This window comes from Caldimonas sp. KR1-144, from assembly GCF_049446155.1.
In the GTDB taxonomy this organism is placed as follows: Bacteria; Pseudomonadota; Gammaproteobacteria; order Burkholderiales; family Burkholderiaceae_C; genus Rivibacter.
Genome location: NZ_JBMSEE010000014.1, coordinates 1 through 6,718 on the forward strand (window position 1 = coordinate 1; position 6,718 = coordinate 6,718).

A 6,718-nucleotide genomic window follows, 5' to 3' on the forward strand; every position below is an offset into this window, starting at 1 on the left:
CAGGCCCTCCACAGCTGGCAGCACCACTACAACTGGCACCGCCCCCACCGCGGCATCGGCCGCGTCGCTCCAGCCTCTCGACTACCGGGGCCTCGACACAACGTCTTGACAGCTCACATCTAGAGAACGATCACCTGGCCCTGCTGCGCATCGAGCGTGCCGGCGCACAGCGCCGCGATCACCTGGCGCGCGGCGTCGAAGCCGCGGTGTTCGACGACCGCGATCCACGGATCGCTCGCATCGACCGCGCGCGCGTAGAAGCGCTGCTGCGCCACGGTGAAGCGCTCGTTGAAGCCGGCCGGGCCCCAGTCGGCGTTGCGCTTCCTGATCTGCATCGGCGCGAAGAAGAAGACCGGCTTCGGTCCCGGCAGCTCGGCGTCCTGAAGAAACCGGGTGTGGTGCGACGAGCCGACAAAGCAGTCGTGCGCCAGCGCGGCGCCGAAGTGCTCGTGCACGCGCGCGCGCAGCGCCGGGTCGCCCGAGAAGTCGACGTAGAGCGTGGGCCGATCGGGCGCGATCTGCGCGAGCTCGGCGTAGTCGAGTACGCGGTCGTACAGGCCCAGGCGCGCCACGAAGCCGGCGTTGCGCGCGCCGGTGAGCGCCACGCGCTCGATGCCGGGCTGCTCACGCAGCTCGAACGCGCAGCCGTAGGCGGTCTTGCTCGATGCGCTCGAGAACAGCAGCCGGGTCGCGCCGAAGAAGCCGTTGTCGGCCAGGTAGTCGGCCAGCATGAACGAGGTGATGTAGAGCGGGCGCAGCAGGGCCTGGAGATCCTCGTGCGCCGGGTCGTAGGCGGCGTCCGCGCTGCAGCGCGTGTACTGGTTGTAGGCCGAGACGAGCGCCTGGCGGTGCGGCGAGCCGTCGTAGAAGCCGCGCGGCGTCACGCGCTGCGGCTGCATGCGAACGTGGCTGGCGATCGGGAAGTAGCCGTAGAAGCGCTCGCCTGCCGCGACGCCCTCGACGCCGGAGGACAGCACGTCGGCAAAGCCCCACACCGGCATGTGGCCCCAGTCGGCCAGGCCGGTGGGAAAGAACTGCCAGTACTGCATCGCCTCGCCGAAGGCCGCGTAGGTGATGTTGTTGGTGGTGAGCGCGAAGCGGTCGAGCCGCAGCACTACCTCGCCGGGCTCGGCGGCGGCCGGGAGCGGCACCGTGTCGAGCCGGCTTTCGGCGAGGGACTGCTTGTGCGTGAGCAGGCGCGTCACGGCGAGGGTGTCGGCGGTCATGGCGGTTCCCCGAAGAGTGCAGGCAGCGGCGAGGCGCCGTCGCGAAGCCTGCGCGAAGACTGTACGAAACTCGTCCTGCGGCGCGTGCCGCATCGGAGACATCGCGCATGAAGATGAACGACGGCTACACGCTCTACGGCTCCAGGGGCTCGGGCTCCGCGGCCATCGAGGCGGCGCTGGTGGCCTGCGGGGTGCCGTGGCGGCAGGTGAACGCGTCTTCGTGGGAGCCTGGCCCGGGATTCGACGAGCTGCGGCGCGTCAATCCACTCGGCCAGATCCCGACGCTCGTGCTGCCCGACGGCACCGTGCTGACGGAAAGCGCCGCGATCCTGATCCACCTGGGGCTCGAGCACCCGCACGCCGGCCTGCTGCCGCAGCAGCCTTCCGCGCGCGCCCGCGCGATCCGTGGCCTGGTCTACGTCGCGGCCAACTGCTATGCGGCGATTGGCCTGATCGACTACCCCGAGCGTTTCTGCGACGTGCCCGACGAGGCCGCGCGAAAGCGCACGATCGCCGTCGCGCGCAAGTGCCTGCATGGCCTGTGGGACGTGTTCGCGGACACCACGCCGCCGTCGGCCGGCGGCTGGCTCGGCGGCGACGATAGGCCCGGCGCGCTGGACCTGCTGGCCTGCGTGGTCAGCAAGTGGTCGGGCGCGCGAGCGCACCTGAAGTCGTCGCGGCCGACGTTCTTTGCGCTGCTGCAGCGCGTCGAGCAGCATCCGAGTTTCAAGCCGGTGTTCGACGCGCACTGGCCCGCCTAGCGGGCCGGCCAGCCCTTTTCGGGGGCAGCGCGGCGGCGCAGCCGCAAGCGTGGGGGCCCTACAGTTTCAGGCGCGCCGCGCCGATGCCCTCGAACTCGACGCTCACCTCGTCGCCCGCCTCGGCCATCAGCAGCCCGCACCAGGTGCCGGTGGTGACCACGCTGCCGGCCGCGAGCACGGCGCCGTTGCGGGTGGCGTGACGCAGCCAGGCCGGCAGCACGAAGGCCGGATCGGCCAGCGAGTGGCTGCCCTTGAAGACCTGCGAAGCCTGACCGCCGATGCGAACGCGGCAGACCTGGGCCGACCAGTCGCGTGCGGCGTCGAACGGCGTCCACGGTCCGAGCACCAGTGCGCCGTGGCACGAGAGGTCGGCCAGCTTGGCCAGCGGCGGCGCCCGCAGGCCTTCGCGCCAGCGCGAATCGACGACCTCGATGGCCACGCACATCGAATCGACGAGCGCGCGCGTCGCGTCGAGGTCCAGCGCCGCCGCGCGCGCCGCGTCGACCGGCTCGCGCAGGCGCAGCGCCACCTCGGCCTCGATGCCGCGCAGCGTGAACGGCCAGTCGCCGGCCTGCATGCCGCTGGGCCAGACGCCGGCCGGAGGCAGCGGCGCATGCGCGATCTCGGCCTCGCGCGAGGGGCCGCCCGATTTCCAGTAGCGCGGCGTGGCGTCGCCGAACCAGTCGAGCGCGCGCGCCACCTGCGCCTGGACCGCATAGGCCGCCGCGGCGTCGGCCAGCGGCGGCGCCGGCTGCGGTCGGTGGTCTCGCCGCGCGCGCAGCAGTCGCGCGGTGGCGAGGTCCTGTGCCTCGGCGCGCTGGCCGAACAGGGCGTCGGCTTCGTCGAAGTGCAGCAGGGCCTCGAGATGTCGCGCGCGGTCGAACAAGGCCTGCAGATGCCGCTCGGTCTCGCCGATGTACTGGCCGACCGCGCGGCCGAGGTCGGCAGCCTCGAGGTCGTTCAGCGCGGCGGCCTGATCGGCCAGCCACTGCAGCACGGCGCTGCCGGCGAGCGCGCGTGCGCGCCGGTCCTGTGCGTCGGCCGCGCCGCCCAGTTCGCGCGCGGCCACCTGCTCGATCACCTGCCACATGTCGCGTGCGCCGTAGGCCCGGCGAATCTCGGGCGACTCGAGCACGTCGCGCAGCGCGTTGGCATCGCGAGCGAGCCGCTCCACCGCGCTGCGCAAGCCGGCGCCATGTCGCGAGGCATTGGCGGCCAGTGCGCGCGCGGCCTGTGCAAGCCCCGCGTCCTGATGCCGGTCGTGCGCTGCCGCACGGGCCGCGAAGCGACGCCACAGCGCGGCGAACTCGCGGTTCGGCGGGCCATCGACCGGCTCGGCGGCGGGCACGCCGAGCGCGCGGGCGTAAAGCGCGCGGCGTTCGCCTTGCGAGAGGCGCTCGCTGCTGCTGAAGCGCTGCAGCAGTTGCCCCGCACGGCTGCGGCCGATCGGCAACTGGCCGCTGCGAAACAGCTCGGCGAGGCGGTCGGCGACGTCGAACGCGCGCATCGACTCCAGCTGGTAGGCGAAATAGATCGCCTGCACGGCGTGCAGGTTCTCGGCGACGATCTCGCCGTCGCTGCGGGTCTCGAGGTCGGGCAGCATCACGCCTCCGCGGGGGTTGGGGCCTGTCCCGATAATCGCGTATGAGCACACCTTCTTCGAGCGCACCCGGCGTAACACCCGACGTAACGGCTGAAACGACCGCCGGCGCCCCCTTCAGCAGCCTGCCGCTGCCCCCGGCCACGCTGGCCAACCTGGCGCAACTGGGCTACGAGCGCATGACGCCGATCCAGGCCGCCAGCCTGCCGCTGGCCCTGGCCGGCAAGGACCTGATCGCACAGGCCAAGACCGGCAGCGGCAAGACGGCCGCGTTCGCGCTGCCGCTGCTCGCCAACCTGAACCCGCGCCGCTTCGCCGTGCAGGCGCTGGTGCTGTGCCCCACGCGCGAACTGGCCGAGCAGGTCACGCAGGAGCTGCGCCGCCTCGCGCGCGCCGAAGACAACATCAAGATCCTCAGCCTGTGCGGCGGCGCGACGATGCGCCCGCAGATCGCGAGCCTGGCGCACGGCGCGCACATCGTCGTGGGCACGCCCGGGCGCATCCTCGACCACCTCTCGCGCGAGACGCTCGCGGTCGACGCGCTCAACACCCTGGTGCTCGACGAGGCCGATCGCATGCTCGACATGGGCTTCGCGGAGGACATCGCCAGCGTCGTGAAGCACTGTCCCGCGCAGCGCCAGACGCTGCTGTTCTCGGCCACCTACCCCGAAGGCGTCACGGCGATGGCGCGGCGCTTCATGCGCGAGCCGCAGGAGGTCAAGCTGACCGAGCGCCACGACAGCGCCAAGATCCGCCAGCGCTTCTACGAGGTGACCGAGAGCGAGCGGCTGCACGCCGTCGGCCTGCTGCTGAATCACTATCGCCCGGTCAGCACGCTGGCGTTCTGCAACACCAAGCAGCAGTGCCGCGACCTGGTGGCGGTGCTGCAGGCGCAAGGCATCACGGCGCTCGAACTGCATGGCGATCTCGAACAGCGCGAGCGCGACCAGGTGCTGGTGCAGTTCGCGAACCGCAGCTGCAGCGTGCTGGTGGCCACCGACGTCGCCGCGCGGGGGCTCGACATCGCGCAGCTCGAGGCCGTGATCAACGTCGACATCACGCCCGACGTCGAGGTGCACACGCATCGCGTGGGCCGCACCGGCCGGGCCGACGAGGCCGGCTGGGCCTTCAGCCTCGCCAGCCTCGACGAGATGGGCCGCGTGGGCCGCATCGACGAGATGCAGGGCCGCGAGAGCGTCTGGCATCCCTTGAGCGAGCTGGTCCCGCCCGCCGGCGCCGAGCCGCTGCATGCGCCGATGGTGACGCTGCAGATCCTGGGCGGGCGCAAGGAGAAGATCCGCCCCGGCGACGTGCTGGGCGCGCTGACCAAGGACCACGGCTTCGCGGCCGCGCAGATCGGCAAGATCAACGTCAACGAGTTCTCCACCTACGTGGCTGTGGAGCGCGGCATCGCCGACCAGGCCCTGCACAAGCTGAACGCCGGCAAGGTGAAGGGCAAGTCGGTGAAGGTGCGCCGGCTGTGAGCGGGTTTGCGGCGCTGGGCCTGTCTGCCGCCCTCGTGCGCGCCGCGCGCGAGCGCGGCTACGAGACGCCCACCGCGATCCAGGCCGCCGCGATCCCCGCCGTCTTGCGCGGCCGCGACGTGCTGGCGTCGGCGCAGACCGGCTCGGGCAAGACCGCCGCCTTCGCGTTGCCGATGCTGCACTGGCTGGAGAGCCTGGCGCCTGAGACGCCGCGTCGCACGCGCGCGCTGGTGCTCGTCCCCACGCGCGAGCTCGCTGCGCAGGTGGGCGAAGCGATCCGTTCGCTGTCACAGGCCAGCGCAGCGGTTCGGCCGGTCAAGGTCGTCGTCGCCTTCGGCGGCGTCTCCATCAACCCGCAGATGATGGAACTGCGCGGCGGCGCCGAGGTGGTGGTGGCCACGCCGGGCCGGCTGCTGGACCTGGTCGATCACAACGCGCTCGGCCTGGGCGGCGTCGCGATGCTGGTCCTCGACGAGGCCGACCGCCTGCTGGATGCCGGCTTCGCCGACGAGCTGGCGCGCGTGCTCGCCAAGCTGCCGCGGCGGCGCCGCAACCTGTTGTTCTCAGCGACGTTCCCGCCGGCAGTGCAGACCCTCGCGCAGCGCCTGCTGCACGAGCCGGTTCGCGTCGCGGCGGACGCGACGCCCGGCGAGGCGCCGGACATCGAGCAGCACGCGGTCGAGGTGGACGCGGCGCAGCGCACGCCCTTGCTTCGCCACATGATCGTCACCGGCCAGTGGTCGCAGGTGCTGGTGTTCGTCGCGACCCGCTACGCGAGCGAGCACGTGGCCGAAAAGCTGCGGCGCGCGGGCCTGCAGGCGAGCGCGCTGCACGGCGACCTGAGCCAGGGGGCGCGCACGCAAGCGCTGGCCGACTTCAAGGCTGGACGCTCGCGGGTGCTGGTGGCGACCGACGTGGCCGCGCGCGGCCTCGACATCGTGCAGTTGCCGGTGGTGGTGAACTACGACCTGCCGCGCTCGGCCGCGGACTACGTGCACCGCATCGGGCGCACGGCACGCGCCGGCGCCAGCGGCCTCGCGGTGAGCTTCGTCAGCGCCGCCACCGAGGCGCACTTCCGGCTCATCGAGAAGCGCCAGGGCCGGCGCGTGGCGCGCGAGCGGATCGCCGGATTCGAACCCAAGGAAACCGCGGCGCCGGCGAGCGCCGGTAGCGGCGGCGTGAAGGGACGGCGCAAGAGCAAGAAGGACAAGCTGCGCGAGGCGGCGGCGCGCGAATAGCTACAGCGACTTCGCCATGGACGGCTGGCTGCGCGCCCAGGCCTCGAGCGCCGGCGCGGTCAGCGGCGCGCTGACGATGAGGCCCTGCCACTCGTCGCAGCCGAGGTCGGCGAGGAAGCGCTGCTGGGCCTCGTTCTCGACGCCCTCGGCGATGACCGCCAGCCCCAGGCTGCGCGCGAGCTGGATGATGGCCTGCGTGATCGCCACCGCGTCGCGGTCGTGCGGCAGATCCTGCACGAAGGAGCGATCGATCTTGATCTTGTCGATCGGCAGCTCCTTGAGATGGCCCAGCGAGGAGTAGCCGGTGCCGAAGTCGTCGACCGCGATCTGCACGCCCAGCGCCTTGATCTCGCGCAGGCGGCGCTGCACCTCGCCCAGGTCGTCCATCAGCATGCGCTCGGTGAGCTCG

At 72.1% G+C, this 6,718-nt stretch carries 6 protein-coding genes and 1 pseudogene; 4 read left to right on the top strand and 3 right to left on the bottom strand.

All coding sequences use genetic code 11. The features are described from left to right. A pseudogene (locus ACO2TI_RS22925) lies at nt 1-123 on the top strand (IS481 family transposase); the annotation flags it as partial. On the opposite strand, the gene ACO2TI_RS22930 reads toward ACO2TI_RS22925, so the two are convergent. Then, nucleotides 120-1,226 (bottom strand): DUF2855 family protein, encoded by a 1,107-nt coding sequence (locus tag ACO2TI_RS22930; protein ID WP_423287849.1) that lies wholly within the window; start codon nt 1,224-1,226, stop codon nt 120-122. The pseudogene ACO2TI_RS22925 and the gene ACO2TI_RS22930 overlap by 4 nt on opposite strands. 107 nt (nt 1,227-1,333) lie before the next feature. On the opposite strand from ACO2TI_RS22930, the gene ACO2TI_RS22935 reads away from it, so the two are divergent. Continuing rightward, entirely contained in the window at nt 1,334-1,987 is a 654-nt protein-coding gene (locus ACO2TI_RS22935) for a glutathione S-transferase family protein (protein ID WP_423287851.1), read from the top strand. 58 nt (nt 1,988-2,045) lie between these two features. On the opposite strand, the gene ACO2TI_RS22940 is transcribed toward ACO2TI_RS22935, so the two are convergent. After that, on the bottom strand, nt 2,046-3,590 hold the full coding sequence (locus ACO2TI_RS22940) for a fumarylacetoacetate hydrolase family protein (RefSeq protein ID WP_423287853.1): 1,545 nt from the start codon (nt 3,588-3,590) through the stop codon (nt 2,046-2,048). 41 nt (nt 3,591-3,631) lie between these two features. Here ACO2TI_RS22940 and dbpA point away from each other — a divergent pair, with 41 nt between their 5' ends. Both dbpA and ACO2TI_RS22950 read left to right on the top strand, forming a co-directional pair. After that, nucleotides 3,632-5,071, top strand: coding sequence for an ATP-dependent RNA helicase DbpA (dbpA, locus tag ACO2TI_RS22945; protein WP_423287855.1), 1,440 nt, complete (start codon nt 3,632-3,634; stop codon nt 5,069-5,071). Next, on the top strand, nt 5,068-6,309 hold the full coding sequence (locus tag ACO2TI_RS22950) for a DEAD/DEAH box helicase (protein WP_423287857.1): 1,242 nt from the start codon (nt 5,068-5,070) through the stop codon (nt 6,307-6,309). Before dbpA ends, ACO2TI_RS22950 begins: the two co-directional genes overlap by 4 nt. Here the strand turns inward: ACO2TI_RS22950 and ACO2TI_RS22955 are convergent. Next, on the bottom strand, nt 6,310-6,718 hold a 409-nt coding region (locus tag ACO2TI_RS22955), incomplete at its 5' end, for an EAL domain-containing protein (protein WP_423287859.1).